Origin of the sequence: Pseudomonas sp. PSB18 (assembly GCF_014596565.1) — a bacterium.
Taxonomy (GTDB): Bacteria; Pseudomonadota; Gammaproteobacteria; order Pseudomonadales; family Pseudomonadaceae; genus Aquipseudomonas.
Genome location: NZ_NOIN01000002.1, coordinates 536,788 through 559,467, shown reverse-complemented (window position 1 = coordinate 559,467; position 22,680 = coordinate 536,788). Strand labels below are relative to the sequence as shown.

General features: G+C 61.2%; 18 protein-coding genes. 7 read left to right on the top strand and 11 right to left on the bottom strand.

Going from position 1 to position 22,680, the window contains the following annotated elements; translation table 11 throughout:
* Position 1: 1 nt before the first annotated feature.
* From CGA22_RS06635 to CGA22_RS06625, 3 genes are read right to left on the bottom strand one after another with little or no spacing between them, the layout of a single operon-like run.
* Positions 2–679, bottom strand: a complete 678-nt coding sequence (locus CGA22_RS06635) for a GNAT family N-acetyltransferase (protein WP_041021051.1) — start codon at positions 677–679, stop codon at positions 2–4.
* Between the two features lie 10 nt (positions 680–689).
* Complete coding sequence (locus CGA22_RS06630; protein WP_041021050.1) at positions 690–1,136, bottom strand: GNAT family N-acetyltransferase; 447 nt, start codon at positions 1,134–1,136, stop codon at positions 690–692.
* Positions 1,137–1,138: 2 nt separating this feature from the next.
* Positions 1,139–1,780: an FMN-binding negative transcriptional regulator gene (locus tag CGA22_RS06625; RefSeq protein ID WP_041021049.1), complete on the bottom strand. Its 642-nt coding sequence runs from the start codon at positions 1,778–1,780 to the stop codon at positions 1,139–1,141.
* A 100-nt stretch (positions 1,781–1,880) separates the two neighbouring features.
* Between CGA22_RS06625 and CGA22_RS06620 the strand changes: the two genes are divergently transcribed.
* A complete protein-coding gene (locus tag CGA22_RS06620) occupies positions 1,881–3,506 on the top strand; it encodes a PLP-dependent aminotransferase family protein (protein ID WP_041021048.1) in 1,626 nt (541 codons plus the stop codon).
* A gap of 39 nt (positions 3,507–3,545) precedes the next feature.
* Here the strand turns inward: CGA22_RS06620 and CGA22_RS06615 are convergent, their stop codons facing one another.
* From CGA22_RS06615 to CGA22_RS06600, 4 genes are all read right to left on the bottom strand, one after another.
* On the bottom strand, positions 3,546–8,150 hold the full coding sequence (locus tag CGA22_RS06615) for a dermonecrotic toxin domain-containing protein (protein WP_041021047.1): 4,605 nt from the start codon (positions 8,148–8,150) through the stop codon (positions 3,546–3,548).
* Positions 8,151–8,372: 222 nt separating this feature from the next.
* Positions 8,373–9,473, bottom strand: coding sequence for a polyamine ABC transporter substrate-binding protein (locus tag CGA22_RS06610; protein WP_041021046.1), 1,101 nt, complete (start codon positions 9,471–9,473; stop codon positions 8,373–8,375).
* A gap of 11 nt (positions 9,474–9,484) precedes the next feature.
* Entirely contained in the window at positions 9,485–10,516 is a 1,032-nt protein-coding gene (locus CGA22_RS06605) for a histone deacetylase family protein (protein ID WP_041021045.1), read from the bottom strand.
* Between the two features lie 176 nt (positions 10,517–10,692).
* Complete coding sequence (locus tag CGA22_RS06600; protein WP_041021044.1) at positions 10,693–11,604, bottom strand: LysR family transcriptional regulator; 912 nt, start codon at positions 11,602–11,604, stop codon at positions 10,693–10,695.
* Positions 11,605–11,740: 136 nt separating this feature from the next.
* Between CGA22_RS06600 and CGA22_RS06595 the strand changes: the two genes are divergently transcribed.
* Positions 11,741–12,487 carry an SDR family oxidoreductase gene (locus CGA22_RS06595; RefSeq protein ID WP_041021043.1) on the top strand — a complete coding sequence of 249 codons (747 nt, stop codon included), beginning with the start codon at positions 11,741–11,743 and terminating at the stop codon, positions 12,485–12,487.
* Positions 12,488–12,991: 504 nt separating this feature from the next.
* Here CGA22_RS06595 and CGA22_RS06590 read toward each other — a convergent pair.
* The 4 genes from CGA22_RS06590 to aspA form a co-directional block, all read right to left on the bottom strand.
* Complete coding sequence (locus CGA22_RS06590; RefSeq protein ID WP_188258519.1) at positions 12,992–13,984, bottom strand: AraC family transcriptional regulator; 993 nt, start codon at positions 13,982–13,984, stop codon at positions 12,992–12,994.
* A gap of 199 nt (positions 13,985–14,183) precedes the next feature.
* Positions 14,184–15,188, bottom strand: coding sequence for an asparaginase (locus tag CGA22_RS06585; RefSeq protein ID WP_041024694.1), 1,005 nt, complete (start codon positions 15,186–15,188; stop codon positions 14,184–14,186).
* A 131-nt stretch (positions 15,189–15,319) separates the two neighbouring features.
* Complete coding sequence (locus CGA22_RS06580; RefSeq protein ID WP_041024693.1) at positions 15,320–16,768, bottom strand: alanine/glycine:cation symporter family protein; 1,449 nt, start codon at positions 16,766–16,768, stop codon at positions 15,320–15,322.
* A gap of 446 nt (positions 16,769–17,214) precedes the next feature.
* Positions 17,215–18,639: an aspartate ammonia-lyase gene (gene aspA, locus CGA22_RS06575; RefSeq protein WP_139641277.1), complete on the bottom strand. Its 1,425-nt coding sequence runs from the start codon at positions 18,637–18,639 to the stop codon at positions 17,215–17,217.
* Positions 18,640–18,820: 181 nt separating this feature from the next.
* Here aspA and CGA22_RS06570 point away from each other — a divergent pair, with 181 nt between their 5' ends.
* The 5 genes from CGA22_RS06570 to CGA22_RS06550 all read left to right on the top strand — a co-directional run bounded on the left by CGA22_RS06570 (position 18,821) and on the right by CGA22_RS06550 (position 22,621).
* Complete coding sequence (locus CGA22_RS06570; RefSeq protein WP_041021675.1) at positions 18,821–19,723, top strand: LysR substrate-binding domain-containing protein; 903 nt, start codon at positions 18,821–18,823, stop codon at positions 19,721–19,723.
* 337 nt (positions 19,724–20,060) lie between these two features.
* Complete coding sequence (gene purE / locus CGA22_RS06565; RefSeq protein WP_003196369.1) at positions 20,061–20,552, top strand: 5-(carboxyamino)imidazole ribonucleotide mutase; 492 nt, start codon at positions 20,061–20,063, stop codon at positions 20,550–20,552.
* A 12-nt stretch (positions 20,553–20,564) separates the two neighbouring features.
* Entirely contained in the window at positions 20,565–21,650 is a 1,086-nt protein-coding gene (locus CGA22_RS06560) for a 5-(carboxyamino)imidazole ribonucleotide synthase (protein WP_041021674.1), read from the top strand.
* A 100-nt stretch (positions 21,651–21,750) separates the two neighbouring features.
* Entirely contained in the window at positions 21,751–21,996 is a 246-nt protein-coding gene (locus CGA22_RS06555; protein ID WP_003187057.1) for a GlsB/YeaQ/YmgE family stress response membrane protein, read from the top strand.
* Positions 21,997–22,084: 88 nt separating this feature from the next.
* Positions 22,085–22,621, top strand: coding sequence for a DUF3299 domain-containing protein (locus CGA22_RS06550; RefSeq protein WP_041021673.1), 537 nt, complete (start codon positions 22,085–22,087; stop codon positions 22,619–22,621).
* Positions 22,622–22,680: the final 59 nt, after the last annotated feature.

Sequence of the window (22,680 nt, the reverse complement as noted above, 5' to 3'; positions counted from 1 at the left end):
CTCACAGCGATGAGCGACATTCCGCCAGGCTACGCACCTGTCCGTTCTCGCTTTGATTCTCTTCACTGAGCCATTGCTCGAACGCCGCGCCGATGGCCGGCCATTCCGAATCCAGCATCGAGTACCACGCGGTGTCGCGGTTCTGGCCCTTGACCACCATGTGCTGGCGGAAAACGCCTTCAAACGTGAACCCCAATCGTTCGGCAGCGTATTTCGAGCGGGCGTTGGCGTTGTTGCATTTCCACTCCAGGCGTCGATAACCCAGGGCGAAGGACTCTTTCGCCAGCAGGTAAACCGCCTCGGTGCTTTTCGGCGAACGCTGCATGGAGGCGCCGAACGTCACATGGCCGATTTCGATGCGGCCCTGGGTCGGCACGATGGACATCAGGCTGAGAATGCCCTGCACCTCGCCATTGGCGCGGTCGATCACCGTGAAGAAATACGGGTCGATGTTCGCGGCATGATTACCCAGCCAGGCATCGAACGCCTTGCGCTCGGAAAATGGACCGTAGGGCAGGTAGTCCCAGAGTTTCGGATCGGCCCCTGGGCCTTCGAGTGCCTGCCACAGGCCCTCGGCATGGCGAGCCGGATCGAGTTTTTCCAGGCGGATGAAGCGCCCTTCGATCAACTGTGTGAACGGTGCCGGAACCCCTTTCCAATCGGCAAGTGAAGTCAACATGCGGCGCTCCTTACAAGGCTTTGCGAAATTGGATGAAGCCGGGACGCTCGGCGATGCGCTCGTAGAGCTGGATCGCCGTGGCGTTGGTTTCATGGGTCAGCCAGTGCACTTTGCAGCAACCATCGGCCTTGGCGGTGGCGTAGACGAACTCAATGAGCTGGCGACCGACGCCGGTGCCACGGCTCTGCTCGGTGACCAACAGGTCCTGCAGGTAACAGGAATTCTCGATGCTCCAATTGGACCGGTGATAAATGAAGTGCACCAGGCCGATGGCCGTGTCGCCGCTCCAGGCCAGGGCCCCGTGGGTCGGTTCGCGCTCATCGAGCAAGCGTTGCCAGGTGCTCTGGCTCACCGCGTCTGGCAGTTCGGTGTTGTAGAACCTCAGGTAGGCCTGCCACAGCGGCAGCCACGCGGCGTGATCGTCGGCGGTAACAGGGCGGATCTGGATCTGGCTCATGTTCATTCCTTGGTCGAAAAGTCGGACATCAGGCGGGCGACGGCGTGGTCCAGCGCATCGTGGCTGGCCGCCAATCCCTGGCGCACTCCTGCGGCGTCGGCGGGAGCGCGGTTCTGGCTGAGTTTGCGTTTGCCTTCAAGGCGCTGGATGGGCAGGGTGAAGCCGACGATGGCCTTGAGCATGCTGTCGATGTACTCAGCCGGCGCATCGTCGATGCTCCACGGCTGGGCCCGGCCGCTTTCGTGGCGGTCGGTGAGGGCGCCGACCAGGTTGCGCACACGATGGGCATCGCTGAACACCTCGGCGTTGCCATAGGCATGTACGGCCTGGTAGTTCCAGGTCGGCACGACTTTGCCGTGTTCGGCCTTGCCGGGGTAAAACGCCGGGCTGACGTAGGCATCGGCCCCGGCAAAAATCACCAGCGCCTCGGCGCCGGATTCCAGGTCGCGCCATTGTGGATTGGCCCGGGCCATATGCCCGTAGAGGCTGCCGTTGGGGCCTTGTCGGGTGTCCAGCAACAGCGGCAGGTGGCTGGCCTGCAAGCCATGCTCGCCATGGGTGACCAGCAGGGCCAGGCGACACGCTTCCATCATCCGGTGCAATTGAGACAGGTCTTCGACGGCGAAGGCTTTGGGGTTGTACATGACGATTTTCCTTGGCGAATGCGAGCATCCTAGGCAGGCTATTGGTCTGTTGTAAGAGCCACTTAAGACCAATTCGATAGGTCCATTTTCGAGGGTTGTCATGAGCAACACCGTGCCGCCACTGTCGTTCAACCCCGCGGGAATCGAGCTGGACCGTCGCCAAGGGCTCAGCCGCCAGCTTTACCAGGCGCTGCGGGCGCGGGTGCTGGATGGACGACTGGGTAGCGGCACGCGGCTACCGGCCAGTCGTGACCTGGCGGCAGCGCTGTCGATTTCCCGTAATAGCGTGGTTCGGGCCTACGACCAGCTTTATGCCGAGGGTTTCATCGAGGGGCGGGTGGGGGACGGCACTTACGTGGCGGAGCTGTCTTCCTTGGTGCTGGACCGGCCCCTTCGCGAGCAGGCTCGCTCCCACGTTGGAAAGGGTGGCCCTGTGGGAGCGAGCCTGCTCGCGATGGGGTCTACGCCGGAAAACATATCCACAAAAGTGTCCACAGGGTTTTCAACAGGCTTATCCACGGGGTTATCCACAGATTGGCTGGATTTGCCTGTGATTCCATCCAGTAAAGTTATCCACAGCGGTGCGTTGGAGCGAGTCGAAAAGCACCATTTGCCAGCGCCTCCCAGCGGTCCGCCACGGGCGTTTCGGGTGGGCGTTCCGGCTTTCGATCTGTTTCCTTTCGACGTCTGGGCCAAGCTGAACGCCGCTTTTTGGCGAAAACCGGACTTGCAGCAGCTGTGCTACGGCGACTCCCAGGGCGATGCCCGTTTGCGTGGACTGATCGCGGCTTATTTGCGCAGTTCCCGTGGCTTGCACTGCACGGCTGAGCAAATTGTGATCACCAGTGGCGCGCAGCAGGGGATCAGCCTTTGTGCACAGCTGCTGGTGGACCCTGGAGACGTCGTGGCGGTGGAAAACCCGGGCTATCGCGCAGCCGGGCATGCCTTTGCCGTGGCCGGTGCCGACGTGAGGGGCGTACCGGTGGACGGTGAGGGCCTGGATTGCACCGCGCTCGCCTATTTGAACCGTTGTCGGCTGGCCTACGTGACACCGTCCCACCAGTACCCCACCGGTGTGGTGATGAGCCTCGCGCGGCGGCTGGAGCTGCTGGCCTGGGCCGAGCGCAACGACGGCTGGATCGTCGAGGACGATTATGACGGCGAGTACCGCTACAGCGGCGCGCCACTGGCGCCGTTGGCTGCATTGGACCGCCAGGGGCGCGTGCTCTACGTCGGGACGTTCGGCAAGGTGGCGTTCCCGGCCTTGCGCTTGGGCTACCTGGTGCTGCCTCCTGGCCTGGTGGACGCCTTTGCCCGTCGCCGTGCCGTGGATGTACGCCACTCCGAAGTCAGCACCCAGGCGGTGATGGCCGAGTTCATGGCGGCGGGGCATTTCCAGCGTCACATCAGGCGCATGCGGCGGGCCGCATTGGCGCGGCGTGATGCGCTGCTGGCGGGCTGGCCAAAAAACATTGAGGGTGTCGGCGTTATGCCGACGGTCGTGGCCGGGCTGCATGTCACGGTGCCGGTGGACAGTATTGAACGAGAGCGCGCACTGATCGCCCAGGCGACTGCGGCGGGGGTTGAAGTCAACGGTTTGAGCAACTATTGGCTGCCCACCACCACCTCGCCGATCCGTGGCGGGTTGGTGTTGGGCTTTGCAGCGGTGCCACCTGCGGCGATCGCTGCCGCGCTGGCGCGCCTGGTAAAAGCCTGGAAGAGCTGAGGTATGGGGCCGGGCATCAGCAGATGCCCGGCTTTGCACTCATGAGCGCGATTTTTGAAAGAAGACGGTCTTGGCCTGATCCACGGCGATTTCAGCGCGGTAATGGTCGATCAGTTGACGTTGGTTGAGGAATTCGGTGCCGGCGATGACGGTGATCCTGTGATTGGCTTGGGCAACGGTTTTCAAGCGTGCGGAGAGGAATGTGTAGGCGGGTACCCAGTTTGTCGAGTAACGGAAGTCCGCGAACCAGAGTGCTTTACCGGTTTTCAGGTCCTTGATCTCATACCGGTCGAGAAAGCCGTAGGGTGGATACTTGATACGTTGGCGGCTCTTCTGTTTGGTGATGGAAATCAGGTTCCGACTTTTAAGCCATATGATGCTGCTCATGGTCGGCGGGCGTTGTTTGATGACGTTCAGGACGGTTTCGAAACCCAGGACATACAGGGCGCTCGCTTCCTTCTCGAGCTGGGTGCGCAAGGTTTCGGCCGCGCGTCGCTGCTCTTGCGGCAGTTCGAACGTTTCGTTTGAAGCCACGCCTTGCGCCTGGTCGAGGGCCTTTTTGATGGCCGCGCTGACTTTCTCCATCCTGCCCGCGTGGGCATTGAGGATCATCCCGATGCCGGCAGGTGTTTTGCTGGGTTGGTTCACGGTTTCCTCTATCTGCGCCTTGAACGCCGCCAGTCCGTTGATCAGGTCGTTACCCTTCGTGATGCTGATATTCAAGGGCGGGACGGCGGGGGGTGTGGCATCGGGTTTTACATGAGGAATCCATTCGCCGGTTTCCTTGCGGTGGAACGTGACGATGATGTCTCCCGAGAACGGATTCTTCACATCGAGCCAATCGGTTTCCTCCATCGATCGGGATAAACGCGGCTCGCCGCTGACCAGGCCCCAGAAACGCGCCCGGATGAACTTTTTCCTCGGCCTGGGGCGTTGCTCATACGGGGAACCCGCGCTGCGCCTATCCCTCCTCTCGTCGAGGGCGGCCGCCAGATGACGCAACGTCCATTGTTCAAGCGTAGCGATCCCCGTGCGCAGTCGAGCGAGTTGGGGCTGACGCACGCTGCTCTTGTATTCGTTACTCAGGTAGTGGAGGTGTTCGTCGATGGCGGCGAACTGTTCGGCCAGGCTACCGAATGCGTCGATCCGCTCATCCAGCCGGATCACGCTGCGTTCATCGATGGCGTCGCGCAGGCTTTGGTACGCGACCGTGGCGTTATCGACAACCTGGTTGAGTGCTTCCCAGCCTTCGGGCATCGCCTCGACACTTTCCAGTGTCAGGCACAGGTGACGAAACATATCGATCTTGATCAGGCGAAGGTCGGCGGCCGTATAGATCGGCATCTTCTTCCGGTGCCGCCGGATGAATTCGAAACCTTCATAGCCGATGTTCTTCAGCTCGGTGAAGCGCGTCTCCATGTAGTCCAGGCGCTCGATCATGTCGTCACCGACGCTGACCATGCTCTCGGCGGCGTCAATGTGTTGTTGTTCCAACACCTTGACCCCGGAGGTGATCATGCCCTTGGCTTTGTTCAAGGCCGGGATGAAGCGTTCCTGGAGAGCTTCCAACTCGGCGAACGTGAAGTTGACCTGGGCATTCAGGTAGCCGAGTCGGGTGCGAGGGTAGTCGGGCCTTGACTGGAAAAGTGGCCATTCCATCAGCGTTTTCAACGCTTGCTCGTAGTTTTCCCGCTGGGTTTTCAGTGTGGCGACATACACATCGCGCTTGATCTCCCTGGCCGCGCCCGAGGCATCGTCCATTGCCTCGGCTTGCATCGTCAGAGCTTTCTGGTTTTGCGGTTTCTTTGCTTCGAATTGATTCAGTGCCGCTAGCAGATCGATCCGACGCCGCTGTGCGTCGGCGATGACTTTCTGCCTGACACCCTTGGAGCCGCCGCCGCGTATCCGCAGGCGTGTGTCGATGTGCCATTTGCCGTGGGCATCCCCCATCAGCGGAGGGCCCTCGCGTGCGGGATTTTTTCCATCGACGATAGAGACCAACTCGCCTTCGACCCGTACTTTGAACCACTTGCCCGCCATTTTTGCGTGCCAGTCCCCTGTCTGTTCGTAAAGCCCCTTGAACACACCCTCGGTTTGGAGCTCTCCCGGATCTGCGGGTTCGTCGACGCTGAAGCTCTCGATAAACTTTGCGCTTTCTGGCGATCTGCCCATCAAGGCGCCAACGGAACGGATGGTCTCGTAGTGCTCGGTCGGCAGCGACGTACTCGCAAGCGCTCCGAGTTGCTCTATCACCAGTTTGTGGGGCGTTTTGGGCAGGTTTTCCAGCTCTGGCGAGGCTTGTGTCCTGTGAGGGCTCCTGGCAGCCCGGGCGCGTTCGATGGCGTGGGTAATGATCGCCAGCGCGATGTTCAGCAGCAGGTCAGTGAACGCCTCCCACTTGGTCGGTCGTTCGTTCTCTGGTTTGTTTTGCGTCAACGTGTCGACGTCGTCCAGGATCTGCCAGAGCCAGGCTGCGGTGCCAACGGCGGTTCCCAGATAAGGCAAGGTCAGGTTGAACATTAGCCAGCCTGCCCGTTTGAAGGTTTCCCAGCGATTTTCCTGGTTGGACACCGATTGCCGATCAGCCATTTCGACCAGAGCTTCGGCATTGGACTTGAACAATTGCGGCAGGAAATCCGCCCCCAGGGTTTTGTCGGTCAAACTGACGGGGCCGCTATAGGCCAGGGAGGTCAACGGGTCGGTCACGAACGACACGATGCCCCAAGGGGAGGGCAGCAGGTCCGGGAAAACCAATCGGCCGTAATCGTTACGCACCCCGTCAGGCAGCCAGGCCAGCACCGATTGGCGTAACGAAGGGATTTGCCTGATCGCATACAACAGATTGCTGAACGATGGGTACTGGCTCAGCTGCGGCTCCAGCATGGGGCGATACAGCAGGCAAGGCCCGGCGCTCGCGTCCTCGGGGCCGATGACGAACATATTGGTCACGACGTCTTCCGAGTCACCCAGCTGCAGTTCGGGTACGAAAGCCAGTTGGCGCACGACAATGGTTTTTCCGTCCACCTTGCGATCGGCTTCATCAGGCTCCATCAGCGCGGCGACGTAGCGGTAACCCCTATCGTCCAGGCGTCCTTCCCCGCGGATTTTGCATTCCAGCGCCAGCATCGGCAGCTGGATGCGCAACTGCGAGGTGTACAACTTTTCGCGTCGGCTCGACTCTGCCGGATCGTCGAGCAGTTTGCCCTTCACCAGCTCGAGGTAAGTGCGACCGATATCGACTTGGGTGATGAGGTTCTCGATGTACGCCACGGTCATCCATTCGGGCAACTCGTTCTCGCCCAGGGATTGGACGGCTTTGTCGCCCAGGGGAAGGGCGATCAGATTCTGCAAGGCGAGCTCGACCAGGGTGAAGCGCGTGGTATCGATCTTGCCGGGCACGACGAAGCTTCCCCAGATAACGGGGCTGCGCACCTCGAACTCGATTTCATTGAGATCGAGCGTCGAGGCATCGGGGTGGTCCAGGACCATCTGTTTCTTCAGCTCGCTTGACGCGTAGTCCTTGATGGAAGGAATCTCATCCAGGTAGGTTTTGCCGACATGGGATTGATTCAATATCGACAGGTTTTTCATGTACTGGGCGAACAGCGTCTGATCGGACGGCGAGGCCTCCAGTAACCAATGGGGCATCTGTCTCTGGAACCAGGCCACGAGCGCGTCCTCATCGGCTTCTTCGCCGTCGACAGGGGGCTCGTAGGTCACCCATGTCTGCGGGGAGGTCCCGATGACCTTGACCTGCTCGGCAATCATCCCGCAGGCCTTGTGATCGAAAATGTTGCCGTCGGGCTCGAACAGCCGCCACTGGATCTTGCGATAGGTGGCCGTACCAAAATGATTCGGGAGGGATTGGCCCAGGGCCTGCTGTGAAGCGAACTTCTCGTAACCGTTGACGATCGAGTACTTGAGAATGACTTCCTTGCCTTCGATGGTGCCGATCAGGACCACGATCGAGTTGTCGCCCAGCCGTTTCACCTCTGGGCCATCTACCTTGTCGACGTCGATCAGATAGGCGTGGGTGTCATAAGGGTCGCTCTCCTTGCGGTCCTTGCGGTCGGGGTAATGGAACAGTTGCCTGGCCATGTCGCACTCAGTCGCCGTCCAGCCCTCGACGCGCCCGACGTTCCACGCCTTGCGCAGGGTACTGGAGAGCTCATGCCAGCGTGGGCCGGACTCGCCAACGGATGCATTCCAGTACGCCAGTTGTTGCTCCTGACAGGCCGTCAACATGGCCGGCACCAGCTCATTGATCAGGCGCCCGACCTGGTCGATGCGCACGGGCAAATGCACACTCGGGGAGGTCAGGGGTAGCTCGGTCAGGTAATGCAACCCTTCGATCAACAGCATCGGATCGCTTTTTTCGTTCACCAGGCCGGCCAGCGTCTCGGCAAGGGTTTCATAGCGGGTCGGAAGTCGCACGATTTCGTCGTCGACAATGTCCCAGCTCGGCTCGCCGACCACGGTGTTGTACGGGTCAAGGTTCAGCGTGGGGTAGAGCTTCTTGAGGCCGTCGCGCAGAAGTATGGATGCGACCTCCGGATACGTGGGCCCGGCGAGCAACTGATTCAGTATCGCGTCCCTGGGGTTGGCGTCGGCCTTGGGGGGCGTGGTGGTAGAGGTGGTTGTCATCTGAGTCTCCCTGTCTCGCGATGAATGGAATCCCGAAGCCGAACGCTTCGGGGTATCCATGCTAGAGGGGCGAGAAACAGGGGAGGTGGTAACTATGTATTGCGCGTGACGTTAAGGGCCAGGCGATGCCAATCCCTGTGGGAGCGAGCCTGCTCGCGAAGGCGTCGGCACATCCAACATCGCCGCTGACTGCCCCACCGCCGTCGCGAGCAATTCTCTTGGTCATTGCCCCGACTTGATCCGGGTCCAGACCCGCGTGCGCACCCGTTCGGCATCCCTTGGCAAAGGCTGCAAGGTATACAGCGTCGCCATGGCCGCCTCTGTCGGGTACAGGTTGGGGTTGCCACGAATCGCCGGATCCACCATCTCGGTAGCATCCTTGTTCGGATTCGGATAACCCACGAAATCACTTACCGGCGCAATCACCTCTGGTTGCAGCAAGTAGTTGATGAAGGTGTACGCGTCATCCGGGTTCTTCGCTCCTTTTGGAATGGCGAGCATGTCGAACCAGATCGGCGCGCCTTCCTTGGGCAGCCGCATGTCCACCGTCACGCCATTCTTGGCTTCCTTGGCCCGATTGGCCGCCTGGGAAAAACTCCCGGAATACCCAACCGCCACGCAAATATCGCCATTGGCGATGTCGGCCATGTACTTGGAAGAATGGAAGTACGTAATGTGCGGCCGGAGTTTCATCATCAACGTTTCGGCCTTGGCATAATCCGCCGGCTTCTTGCTGTTGGGGTCCAAGCCCAGGTGCTGCAAGGCCAGGGGCAGGATTTCAGAAGGCGAATCCAGCAGCGCCACACCGCACTGCTTGAGCTTGCTGATGTTCTCTTCCTTGAAGATCAGGTCCCAACTGTCCACTGGCGCGTTATCACCCAGGACAGCCTTGACCTTGTCCGGGTTGAAGCCGATCAGAATGGTCCCGTACATGTACGGCACGGCGAACTTGTTGCCCGGATCGTTGGCCTCGATCAACTTCATCAACTTGGGATCGAGGTGATTCCAGTTCGGCAACTTGCTGCGGTCCAGCGGCTGGAACACACCGGCCTCGATCTGCTTGGCAAGGAACACATTGGAAGGCACCACCACGTCATAGCCGGAATTGCCGGTCAGCAACTTGGCCTCCAAGGCTTCGTTGGTGTCGAAGATGTCGTAGACCAACTTGACCTGACTGTTCTGCGCCTTGAAATCTTCCAGGGCCTTGGGCGTGATGTAGTCGAACCAGTTGTAGACGCGCAAGGTCCGCTCTTCGGCCTGAGCGGCGCTACACAGCAGCGCAGTGCAGAGGGCGGGAACCATCAAACGCTTGAGTCTTTGCATACTCTTCTTCCTCATTGGGCACTTTGAAAACCTTCGAGAACGTTCACGGCATTGATGCCGATTTCTGCCACCGCATAGCCGCCTTCCATCACGAACAGCGTCGGCTTGCCGAGTGCCGCGATGCGCTTGCCCATCGCCAGGTAATCCGGGCTGTCGAGCTTGAACTGTGAAATCGGATCATCCTTGAAGGTGTCCACGCCCAGCGAGACGACGATGACATCGGCGTCGTAGCGTTGGGTTTCAGTACAAGCCTGCTCCAGCGCAGCACTCCAGGTATTCCAGCCTGAGCCGGCCGGCAATGGATAGTTGAAGTTGAAGCCTTCCCCAGCGCCTTCGCCGCGCTCATCCGCATAACCGAGGAAGAACGGAAACTCCGCCTCCGGATGGCCATGGATCGAGGCGAACAGCACATCGCTGCGCTCATAGAAGATCGACTGCGTGCCATTGCCGTGGTGGTAATCCACATCGAGGATCGCGACCTTCCCATGGCCCTGGTCGAGAAACGCCTGGGCGGCGATGGCCGCGTTGTTGAGGTAGCAATAACCCCCCATCAGATCACTGGCCGCGTGATGCCCCGGCGGCCGACACAGTGCAAAGGCACTGCGCGCACCCCGTTGGATTTCGGCCTGGGCGGTGAGGGCGACCTGGGCTGCGCTGTAGGCGGCTTGCCAGGTGCCGGCGGTGATCGGCGCGCCGCCGTCGAAGCTGTAATAACCGAGTTGGCCGTGCAGGCTCTTCGGGATGACCGTGCGCAGGGTGCGGGCCGGCCAGGTGAAGGGCAGCAAGTCACCGTCGCGGTTATATTCGGCCCAGCGATCCCAGGCGCCTTTGAAGAACTCCAGGTAGGCGGGAGTGTGGATGCGTTGAATGGGCGCCAGGCCGAAATCCCGTGGCGCTTCCACCGGCCCCAGCGCACGAGCCTTGACCCGCTCCAGCACGTGATCGGCGCGGGAAGGCATTTCGAAACAGGGCATGAGCTGCCCGTCCATCAGCTCGCAGCGGCCATGGTGCAGGTGGTGATCGTCTGAGTAGATCGTCAGCATTTGTTGTTCTCCGCAAGGGGACTGATCGGTTGAGGATAGTCTTGCGGCGGGTGGCGCTCAGGAGAACGGTGGGAGAGGCCAAAAGGGGATTGAAATGGCCAAAAGGTTTGACCGGAAATGGCTCTTTGCTGGGATCAGGACCTTGGGATCAGGACATGTCGCGGTCGTACGCGGGATTATTGCAGCTGAGACAGCTTGTGGCGCTCGTTGAACGCAGGACTCTTCGCAAATATTTCGGCGATGAAATCCATGAATACGAGGGCTCGTTTGGGCAGGAGCCTATCCGCCAGGTAGACGACTTGAAGGGGGACAGGCGGGGCCACGTAGTCCCTTAGCACCCGCTGCAGATTGCCATTTTTCAGCCCTTCCTCATACAGCCATTCAGGCCCCTGTGCGATCCCCAGCCCGGCATTGACACACGCTCGTATGGCCTCGGGAGAGTTGACCCGAAGCCTGCCGGAAACCGGAACCTCGATATTCCGAAAACGCCATGTGGTGCCTGTCGACAGCAAGGTGTAGATCAGGCAATCGTGCGTTCTCAGGTCGTTGGGCGTAGCGGGGATTCCGCGTTTGGCCAGGTATCCCTCGCTGGCAACGCACACACGTTCGAACCAGGCCAGCGGTCGGGCACGCATTGCGCTGTCTTCCAGATGCCCGATGCGAATCGCCAGTTCAGCCCCTTCGTCGACCAGATTTACGTAGCGGTCATTGAGCTGCAGATCGAGCGTCAACGCTGGATAGCGCTCCAGGAAGGCAGATACATGAGGCAAGATGAAGGTATGCGCCAGCGCCGTCGGACAGGCGACGCGCAACAATCCGGACGGAGCGACGTTTTCCCTGAATGACGACTCCGATTGTGCTACCGCGTCGAGAATGCGCAGGGCGTCTGCGTAATAGCGTTCTCCCTCGGGGGTGAGAGCAAGCTTTCGCGTAGATCGGTGCAGCAGTCTGGTTTGTAGATGATCTTCCAGCGCCGCCACGTAGCGGCTGACGTTGGGCTGTCCCAGCCCCAAGTCGCGCCCCGCAGCCGAGAAACTTCCTGTCTCGACAGCGCGGACAAAGCAGGTCATCAGCAGCAGTCGATCCATTCGGGCCTCTTATTCATGCAATTTCGGCATGAAATGTATTCAAATAAACAATCTTATCAATGTGCGGACATGAATACATAGTTTCTCTCAGCTGGTCAGTGCATCGACTGACCGTGAAAACGGAAAGGAACTTTACATGTCCCGATTACAAGGCAAACGCACTCTCATTACCGGCGGCACCAGCGGCATTGGCCTGGAAACGGCCAAGCAATTCCTTGCTGAAGGCGCACGGGTGATCGTCACTGGAGTCAATCCGGCATCCATCGCAAATGCCCAGACGGAACTGGGCCGCGAGGTTCTGGTACTCCGTGCCGACTCGGCCAGCATCGCTGCGCAGAAGGAACTGGCGCATGCCGTTCAGACTCACTATGGCCAACTCGATGTTGCCTTCCTCAATGCGGGCGTATCCGTTTGGCTGCCAATCGAAGAGTGGACGGAGGACATGTTCGATCGCTCCTTCGACATCAACGTCAAGGGGCCGTACTTTCTGATTCAGGCGCTGCTACCCGTCTTTGCGAACCCCGCGTCGGTCGTGCTCAATACATCGGTCAATGCACACATCGGCGCTGCGCATTCATCGGTGTATGGAGCGACAAAGGCCGCGTTCCTCAACATGTCGAAGACGCTTTCGAGCGAACTGCTCCAGCGCGGCATTCGTTTCAATGCCGTCAGCCCTGGCCCGGTCGATACGCCGCTTTACGACAAACTCGGGATTCCCGATGCCTATCGCGAGCAGGTCAACAAAGACATCGTTGCGACCATCCCGTTCGGCCGCTTCGGCACGCCCGAGGAAGTAGCCAAAGCTGTGCTGTACCTGGCTTCGGACGAGTCACGATGGACGGTTGGTTCGGAAATCATTGTCGACGGCGGCCGCTCGCTCTAAGCGTTTCGCACGGACGACGCGTCTATGCAGCCCGCCGCCCATGCGTGGATTGGCATTAATCGCCTACGAAGGCACCCGTTGCCTTGTCACAGAAACACGAAAGCCCGCTGAGATTTCTCTCAAGCGGGCCTCGGAAGGTAGGCACGAGAGTCGCCTCTCATGCGTTGGGATAATCATTGTTGCGGAACGATCATGGTGTCAACAGGTTGGATGGATCTGAGATCCATCTGGGCTTTCCGTAACGTCTGGCGGTCAGGACATGCGACGCGGGCCGGAGATGACTGCAATCCGTGGCGAGGGAGCTTGCTCCCGTTCGGCGGCGTAGCCGTCGTGGGTTGGCTGGTGTGGTTTGTCAGGTAGAAATGCGTTGGTTGGATTGGGGCTGCTGCGCAGCCCAGCGGGAGCAAGCTCCCTCGCCACGGGGGTTGTGGTTGGGCTTCTGGGATGTGGTGTCTGGTGGATTGCTTCGCGAGCAGGCTCGCTCCCACAGGGGGGGCTGTGGGCTCAGGGCCTGAACTGGCTCGGCGCCACGCCGCTCCAGCGAACGAAGGCGTGGCGGAAGCTGGCGGTTTCGCTGAAGCCCAGCAGTTCGGCGATGCGGTGGATGGGGAGTTGGTCCTCGCAGAGCATTTGCTTGGCCCGCTCGAAGCGCAGTTCGTCCAGTAGCTCCTGGTAGCTGCAACCCGAATCCTTGAGGTGCCGGCGTAACGTGCGGGCGGAGCAGTTCATTTGTTCGGCCAGGCCTTCCAGGCCGGGGGCGGCGTCGAGTTGGGCGGCGAGCAGTTGGCGGATGCGGCCCAGCCAGGCCTGGCGGCCGGTGAACTCGATGTTTTGCTTGCGGCAGCGTTCGACCATGGCGTGGTGGGTGATCGGGTCGGCCAGTGGCAGCGGGTGGTCGAGCCAGTGGCGGTCGAAGGCAAAGGCGTTGTCGATGGCCCCGAAATGCACCGGGCAATCGAAATGGGCCCCATAGCGGGCTTGGTAATCCGGTGCCGGGTGTTCGAAGCGCGCCGCGCGCAAGGGCAGCGGGTGACCGAGCAGGTCGTTGCAGATGACTTTCAGCGAGACCATGCAGAATTCGGCGTTGAACGCGGCCAGGGCCGGATTCTCCCGGTAATCGCTGGCGCTGAGCCAGACCGCCTCATCGTCTCCCTCCAGGTTCAGCTCGAAGAGTGTTCCCAATAGCGCCGGATAGCGCAGCGCCAGCTGCAAGGCGTCACCTAAGGTGGCACTGGTGAGCAGGGCGTAGCCGAGGATGCCGTAGGACGAAACGTGCATGCTGCACCCCAATTCCAGGCCGATGTCGCGCTTGAGGGCCACAGCGTTGGCGCAGACCTGCATTTCCTGGTTGGTGGTGATACGCGTGTCGGCCCGGCTCAGGTCCGCTGCGCTGATGCCACTGCCGGCCAGCAATGCGTCACTGGCCAGGCCTTCGTGCTTGAAGGCATTGAGCACCAGGGAGACGGCGTTGAGGGTGGTGAGGTGGGAATGAAGCATGTCCGTTTCCAGCCTGGGGAAGCTGTAAATGGAGCAAGTTGTGTGCCGGGAGTAAAGCCCAAAGCTGCCATGCTTCGTGGCAGCAAACTGTAGGAGCAAAGCCTGCTCGCGATATATCGCCGCGATTTCTGAGGATCGCGTCAACTTTGTCGCGGGCAAGCCTTGCTCCCACAGGCCACTCGTCAGGTGTGCCTGGCGGTCAGATCAGCTCGCCACACAGGTCCAGCTCAACCAACCGCCGGATCTCATCCACCGGCAGTCCTGCGCCGATCAGCGCCTGCAACTTGCCGAATGCAGCCTCGCGGGTCATGCCGCCGCCAGAGAGCACGCCGACGCCGCGCAAACGGCTGCCGGCCTCGTACACGTCCAGCTCCACGCCGCCTTCATGGCATTGCGTCACGGCCACCACCACCACGCCGCTGTCCCGCGCTCGGGCGAGGCTGGCGAGGAAGGCCGGGTTGTCGCTCGGGCCAGTGCCGCTGCCGTAGCATTCCAGCACCAGGCCCTGGATGCCGCTGCCCAGCAGGCCGTCGAGGATGTCGGCGCTGATGCCCGGGAACAGCGGCAGTGCCGCGACGTTCGCCAGTTGCTTGGGCTGGTTGTAATTCAGCTGTGCCGGCAGCGAAGTGGCTTTGGCGCCGCCGCCCTGACGCTCCAGGCGTTTGAACGGATGGCGACCGAAGCTGCGCACTTTCGCACAACGGGTCGGCGCCAGCAGCTCGCCGTGGAAGTACAGGTGCACGCCCGGTGCAAGGCCCTGGCCGAGAGCGACCAGCGCGCCGCTGAGGTTTTCCCAGGCGTCGCTGTCGGTCACGCCGGCGGGCAGCATGGAGCCGGTGAAGCAGACACGGGCATGCAAGCCCAACAACTGGAAGCTCATCGCCGCCGCGCTGTAGGCCAGGGTATCGGTGCCGTGCAGGATCAACACGCTGTCGCAACCTTGCACGTCCACGGCGTCGACCACCGCTTCGCGCAGTTGCTGCCAGTAGGCCGGGGTCATGTTGGCGCTGTCGATCAGCGGCGACATTTCCCGGAAGCGCCATTGCGGGATGACGAGTTCAGGTTGGCTGTGCAGGTAGTCGCGCATGCGTGCTTCGAAGCCGGAGGCCGGGGCGAGGCCGTGGGCGCTGGCTTGCATGCCGATGGTACCGCCGGTGTAGAGCACCATGACGTGCTGGGCGGCAGGGTAGGTCGAGGCATTCATGGTCGTTCTCCGAGGACGAAAACGGCAGCTTCGTCGAGCTGCCCAACATAAGGTCGAGCATGACGCCGACCTTACGTTGTGTCACGCCGGGCGCAGGGGGTGCGCCCGGTTTTTTGCAGCAGGCTTGCCGATCAGCGTTGCGCTGCGGCCACACCGGTCACCGCGTCAGGCTGGGCAGCCGAGGCGGATGGGGTGGCTGGCCAGGCTTTGCGGTCCAGGTCCAGGTCCGGGAATTTGCTGGAATCGAAGACCGGAGTCTTGATGCCGGCCGAACGCTGGGCGTCGTAGTCGCGCAGGATGCGCATGCCGACCTTGAACAGCAGGAACAGCGCGATCAGGTTCACGAACGCCAGCAGGGTCATGGTGATGTCGGCGAAGGCGAACACGGTGCTGAGGTTTTCGATGGCGCCCCAGAAAATCAGCACCAGTACCAGTGCGCGATAACCGATCAGCGCCTTGCGGTTTTCACCGAGCATGAAGCGCAGGTTGTTCTCGCCCAGGTAGTAGTTGTAGAGAATCGAGGTGAACACGAACAACGCCAGGGCCACGGAGATGAACATGCGGCCCCAGTCACCGACCACGGCGGCCAGGGAGTTCTGGGTCAGGGCAATGCCGTCGCCTTCGAAGCCAGGGGTGTAGAAGCCCGACAGCAGGATCAGCAACGCGGTGCAGGTGCAGATCACGAAGGTGTCGAGGAACACGCTGAACGCCTGGACCACGCCTTGGGCGACCGGGTGTTCGACCGATGCAACGGCGGCCACGTTAGGCGCACTGCCCAGGCCCGCTTCGTTGGCGAAGACGCCGCGTTTGACGCCCATGACGATGGCGCTGCCGATCAGGCCGCCGAACGCCTGGTCAAGGCCGAAGGCGCTCTTGACGATGGTTGCCAGCATGGCCGGCACGTGGTCGAACTGCAGCACGATCACGTAGATGGTCACGGCGATGTAGGCCAGTGTCTTGACCGGTACCAGCAGGTCGGCAACCTTGGCGATACGCTTGATCCCGCCGATGAACACCAGGCCCAGCAGCACCGCCAGGCCCAGGCCGGTGTAGGTGGTGTCGAGACCGAAGGCGTTGTTCAGCGAGTGGGTCACGGCGTGGGCTTGCAGACCGTTGAAGGCGAAGCCGAAAGTGACCAGCAGCAGGAAGGCCATGATCATGCCCAACCAGCGCTTCTGCAGGCCGTGCTGGATGTAATAGGACGGACCGCCACGGTACTGGCCTTCAGAGTCGCAGCGCTTGTAGAGCTGGCCGAGGGAGCACTCGAAGAAGCTGCTGGACATGCCGACCAGTGCGGTTACCCACATCCAGAACACTGCACCGGGGCCGCCGAGGGTCACGGCAATACCCACACCGGCAATGTTGCCCGCGCCGACACGACCGGCGAGGCTGAGCATCAGGGCCTGGAAGGAGCTGAGCTGGTCGGTGCTGCTTTTGAGGCTGTCACGGAACACCGCGAACATGTGGAAGAAATGACGGAACTGGACGAAACGCGAGCGGATCGTAAAGTAGCTGCCGAGCCCGACAATGAGCAGGATCAGCACTTTCCCTGAGAGGAAGTCGTTGATGACTTCGAGCATGAGTATTCCTCGCTGTTTTTTGTTTAAGCAAATGCTGGCCATTTGGAAACATCCCGAAACATCCGTCGGCGCACGGCTTGACAGGTGAGGCGAGGTTTCGTCCCGGTCCAATTCGCGGGTTGTTATTAGTTCGGGTTTCGCATGTTTAAGTCTCGCTACCGACGACCACACATGCGAAGAGGGGCGGCACTATACCTATCAGTGCGATGCCCGTCTGCACAGTTGTGGTGCAAGCGACGAAACGACTTGCTGGGATTAACGAAAATCGCAGCCTTCGACAGCCCTTTGTAGGAGCTGCCCAAGGCTGCGATCTTCATTCGATGTTGTCGTTTTCGGCATAAGGTCTCCGTGGCATTGGCAAAAAAAGGGCTTGGGGAATAATCCCCAAGCCCTCAAAAGGTGAGAGGTGTCTAGTCCCTCGACCTGGTGAGCGGTGGTTGCATCGATCACGCTTTCAGCGGGACCAGACGCGGAGCAATCATGTTTTCCGGGCGCAGGATGTCGTCGAGCATGGCGTCGTCGAGCAAGCCTTCTTCGCGCACCAGTTCCAGCACGCCGCGGCCGCTTTCCAGGGCAACACGGGCGATGCGGGTGGCGTTTTCATAGCCGATGTACGGGTTCAGGGCGGTGACCAGGCCGATCGAGTGCTCGACCAGTTCGCGGCAGCGCGCTTCGTTGGCGGTGATGCCGACGATGCAGTGCTCGCGCAGCATGTCCATGGCCCGTTGCAGCAGGCGGATCGAGTCGAAGATCTTGAAGGCGATCAGCGGTTCCATCACGTTCAGTTGCAGTTGGCCGCCTTCGGCCGCCATGGTCAGGGCCAGGTCGTTGCCGATGATCTGGAACGCCACCTGGTTGACCGCTTCCGGGATCACCGGGTTGACCTTGCCGGGCATGATCGAGCTGCCTGGCTGGCGGGCCGGCAGGTTGATTTCGTTGATGCCGGTACGTGGGCCGCTGGACAGCAGGCGCAGGTCGTTGCAGATTTTCGACAGCTTGACCGCGGTGCGCTTGAGCATGCCGGAGAACAGCACGAAGGCACCCATGTCGGACGTGGCTTCGATCAGGTCGGCAGCCGGTACCAGCGGTTGGCCGCTGATGGTGGCCAGGCGCTGCACGGCCAGGGCCTGGTAGCGCGGGTCGGCGTTGATGCCGGTGCCGATGGCGGTGCCGCCCAGGTTCACTTCGGTGAGCAGTTCGGGCGCCAGGGTTTTCAGGCGCGCCAGGTCTTCGCTCAGGGTAGTGGCGAAGGCGCGGAATTCCTGGCCGAGGGTCATCGGCACGGCGTCCTGCAGCTGGGTGCGGCCCATTTTCAGGACGTGGCTGAATTCTTCACCCTTGGCGGCGAACGACTGGATCAGGCTGTCGAGGCTGGCCAGCAACGCATCGTGACCCAGCAGCAGACCCAGGCGGATCGCGGTCGGGTAGGCGTCGTTGGTAGACTGCGCCATGTTCACGTCGTTGTTCGGGTGCAGGTACTGGTATTCGCCTTTCTGGTGGCCCATGGCCTCCAGGGCGATGTTGGCGATGACTTCGTTGGCATTCATGTTGGTCGACGTACCGGCGCCGCCCTGAATCATGTCCACCACGAATTCTTCGTGGAAGTCGCCGCGGATCAGACGGGCACAGGCTTCGCTGATGGCTGCATGCTTGGCTTCGCTGAGTTGGCCCAACTCGCGGTTGGCGTCAGCGGCAGCCTGTTTGACCATTGCCAGACCGACCACCAGCTTGGGGTAATGCGAGATCGGAACGCCCGAGAGACGGAAGTTGTTCACCGCTCGCAGGGTCTGGATGCCGTAATACGCTTGCGCCGGTACTTCGAGTACGCCAAGCAGGTCTTTTTCTGTGCGGAATGATGCAGCGGAGGACATGATAGAAATCATCTCGATAAGGACCCGGTCTGAGCCGGAACGCTGTGGATCGTAGGCTCTCGTAAACGTAAGGGCCAATGCTGTTAAACACTGCCCTATGCATATTCGGCATAATGTGGATGTGACGCCGGCGGTACGGCGGACGTGTGACCTGTTTTGGTGCATGTTTTGGGAGGGCGTGATGAATCTTGAAAGCAAATGGCTCGAGGACTTCAGTGCCTTGGCGGCTACTCGCAGTTTCTCCCAGGCGGCCGAACGGCGTTTCGTCACGCAACCGGCGTTCAGCCGGCGGATTCGTAGCCTGGAAGCGGCGCTGGGGCTGACCTTGGTCAACCGCTCCCGCACGCCGGTCGAGCTGACGGCGGCCGGGCAGTTGTTCCTGGTGACGGCGCGCACGGTAGTGGAGCAGCTGGGCGAGGTGCTGCGGCATTTGCATCATCTGGAAGGCGGGCAAGGCGAAGTGATCCAGGTGGCGGCCGCGCACTCCCTGGCCCTGGGTTTCTTTCCGCGCTGGATCGCGCAATTGCGCAACGAAGGCATGAACATCGCCACGCGCCTGGTGGCGACCAACGTCGGCGACGCCGTCCATGCATTGCGTGAAGGCGGTTGCGACCTGATGCTGGCGTTCTACGACCCGGATTCGGCGATGCAGATGGACCCGGAAATTTTCCCGTCGCTGCACCTGGGCCAGACTGAAATGCTGCCGGTGTGTGCCGCCGATGCCAACGGCAAACCGCTGTTCGACCTCGAAGGCGAGGCCAGCGTGCCGCTGCTGGCCTACAGCGCAGGGGCGTTTCTCGGTCGTTCGGTGAACCAGTTGCTGCGCCAGCGGGCGCTGCGTTTCACCACGGTCTACGAAACGGCCATGGCCGACAGCCTTAAAAGCATGGCCCTGGAAGGCCTGGGCATCGCCTGGGTGCCGCACCTGAGCGTCCGTGCCGAACTGGCCCGAGGCGAGCTGGTGATCTGTGGCGGCGGGCAATGGCACGTCCCACTGGAGATCCGCCTGTACCGTTGCGCCCTGGTGCGCAAGGCCAATGTGCGGTTGCTGTGGCGCAAGCTCGAAGGCGGCGCCGGCTCCTGAAAGCACGCACAACCCTGTGGGAGCGAGCCTGCTCGCGATAGCGGTGGGTCAGGCAACATTGATGCTGAATGTCAGCTCGTCATCGCGAGCAGGCTCGCTCCCACAGAGGGGGATTTGGGGTGTTCTTGCGTTGACCTCCAAGTCAATAAAACCGCCGTCCGGGCACAAATGACAGATGGTCGCGACGGGGGCTGTTTATCTGCTTCATTGCGGTATACTGCGCGGCCTTCGGCCGGTCCAGATCGGCCATTATTCGTACAACAAGCCACGCCGGTTTCCCGCGTGGCTTGTTGTTTTTTGACGCGCCTGCGGGCGCCCAGAGAGAAGAGGCACGACGATGAGTGCACTGGTTGGCGTGATCATGGGCTCCAAGTCCGATTGGTCCACCCTTAGCCACACCGCCGATATGCTGGAAAAGCTCGGCATCCCTTATGAGGTGAAAGTGGTCTCCGCCCACCGCACCCCGGACCTGCTGTTCCAGTACGCCGAAGAAGCCGAGGCCCGTGGCATCGAGGTGATCATCGCCGGTGCCGGTGGCGCGGCTCACCTGCCAGGCATGTGTGCGGCCAAGACCCACCTGCCGGTGCTGGGCGTGCCGGTGCAGTCGTCGATGCTTTCGGGCGTCGACTCGCTGCTGTCCATCGTGCAGATGCCGGCCGGCATTCCGGTCGCGACCCTGGCCATCGGCAAGGCCGGCGCGATCAACGCGGCCCTGCTGTCGGCGAGCATCCTGGGTGCCAAGCATCCACAATTCCATACCGTGCTGAAAAAATTCCGCGCTGAGCAGACAGACAGCGTCCTGGACAATCCAGACCCACGCATTGCCTGAGGTTGTTGACGAATGAAGATCGGTGTAATCGGTGGCGGCCAGTTGGGTCGCATGTTGGCCCTGGCGGGTACGCCGCTGGGGATGAACTTCGCTTTCCTGGACCCGGCGCCGGACGCCTGTGCCGCCGCGTTGGGTGAACACCTGCGGGCCGACTACGGCGACCAGGATCACCTGCGCCAACTGGCCGATGAAGTGGATCTGGTGACCTTCGAATTCGAAAGCGTCCCGGCCGAGACCGTTGCCTTCCTGTCCCAGTTCGTCCCGGTCTACCCGAGCGCCGAAGCTTTGCGCATCGCCCGCGATCGCTGGTTCGAGAAGAACATGTTCAAGGACCTGGGCATCCCCACCCCGGCCTTCGCCGACATTCAATCCCAGGCAGACCTGGAAGCCGCCGTCGCTGCCATCGGTCTGCCGGCCGTGCTCAAGACCCGCACCCTGGGTTATGACGGCAAGGGCCAGAAAGTCCTGCGCAACCCTGAAGACGTAGCCGGTACGTTCGCCGAGCTGGGCAGCGTGGCCTGCCTGCTGGAAGGTTTCGTGCCGTTCACCGGTGAAGTCTCGTTGATCGCCGTGCGTGCCCGCGACGGTGAAATCCGTTTCTACCCGCTGGTGCACAACACCCACAAGGACGGCATTCTCAAGCTGTCCGTCGCCAGTACCGACCATCCGCTGCAGGCCCTGGCCGAGGATTACTCCAGCCGGGTGCTCAAGCAGCTCGACTACGTCGGCGTGATGGCGTTCGAGTTCTTTGAAGTGGACGGCGGTCTCAAGGCCAACGAAATCGCGCCTCGGGTGCACAACTCCGGGCACTGGACCACCGAAGGCGCCGAGTGCAGCCAGTTCGAAAACCACCTGCGGGCGGTAGCGGGGCTGCCGCTGGGTTCCACCGCCAAGGTCGGTGAAAGTGCGATGCTGAACTTCATCGGCAAGGTACCGGACACCGAGAAGGTCCTGGCGATCGCCGACTGCCATCTGCATCACTATGGCAAGGCGTTCAAGGTCGGGCGCAAGGTTGGTCACGCCAACCTGCGTTGTGCTGACCGGGCTACGCTGGCCCAGCAGATCATCAAGGTCGAGACGCTGATCGCCGAGCAATAATCTGCAACACGGTTGGAACCATTCGTCGGCCGGATTCTCTCATGGCAAGGTGCCAAAGTCTGACTAGGCTTTGGCTATCTCAATCAAAAGGGGAATTGCCATGGGAATCATCGGAACCATCTTCATCGGCTTGATCGTTGGCCTGCTGGCACGCTTCCTGAAACCGGGCGATGACAGCATGGGCTGGATCATGACCATCCTGCTCGGTATCGGCGGTTCGCTGGCAGCCACCTATGGTGGCCAGGCCCTGGGTATCTACCAGGCCGGGCAAGGCGCCGGTTTCATCGGTGCCCTGGTTGGCGCGATCGTGCTGCTGGTGATCTACGGCCTGATCAAAAGAAACTGAGTCAATGCGACAAAGCCCTCTGCGCATGGCGCGCGCAGGGGGCTAGAATGCCCGGCGATCCATCTATCACTCATTGCCGAGCCCTTTCATGCGCCGTCTAGTGTTGACCCTTCTTCTGCTGGGCAGTGGCCTGGCCCACGCTGCCGAATTGCCGGAAACCGACTGGCTCGAACTGATGCCCAAGTCGGACCAGAAAGCCCTCGAGGCCATGCCCGAGATCGACCACAACTCCCCCGAAGCCAACGGTACTTTCACCAACAAGGGTGGCCTGAAGCAAAGCAAAGGCTTGCCGGCGGTGATGTATTCGACCAAGACCGTGGCCTCGATGAACGACAAGCACATCCGCATCGGCGGCTACCCGGTGCCGCTGGAAACCGACGCCAAGGGCCGCAGCACGTTGTTCTTCCTGGTGCCATACCCCGGCGCCTGCATCCATGTCCCGCCACCGCCGCCTAACCAACTGGTGCTGGTGCGCTACCCCAAGGGTCTGAAGCTGGACGACATCTACACGCCGCTGTGGGTGACCGGCACGCTGAAGATCGAAAAGGTCGACAACGACCTGGCGAGTGCGGCGTATGCGCTGGATGCGGAGAAGGTGAGGGTGGTGCAGGAATCGGATCTGTAGCTTAAATCGACGTGACACAGATCCCTTGTGGGAGCGAGCCTGCTCGCGATAGCGGTGGA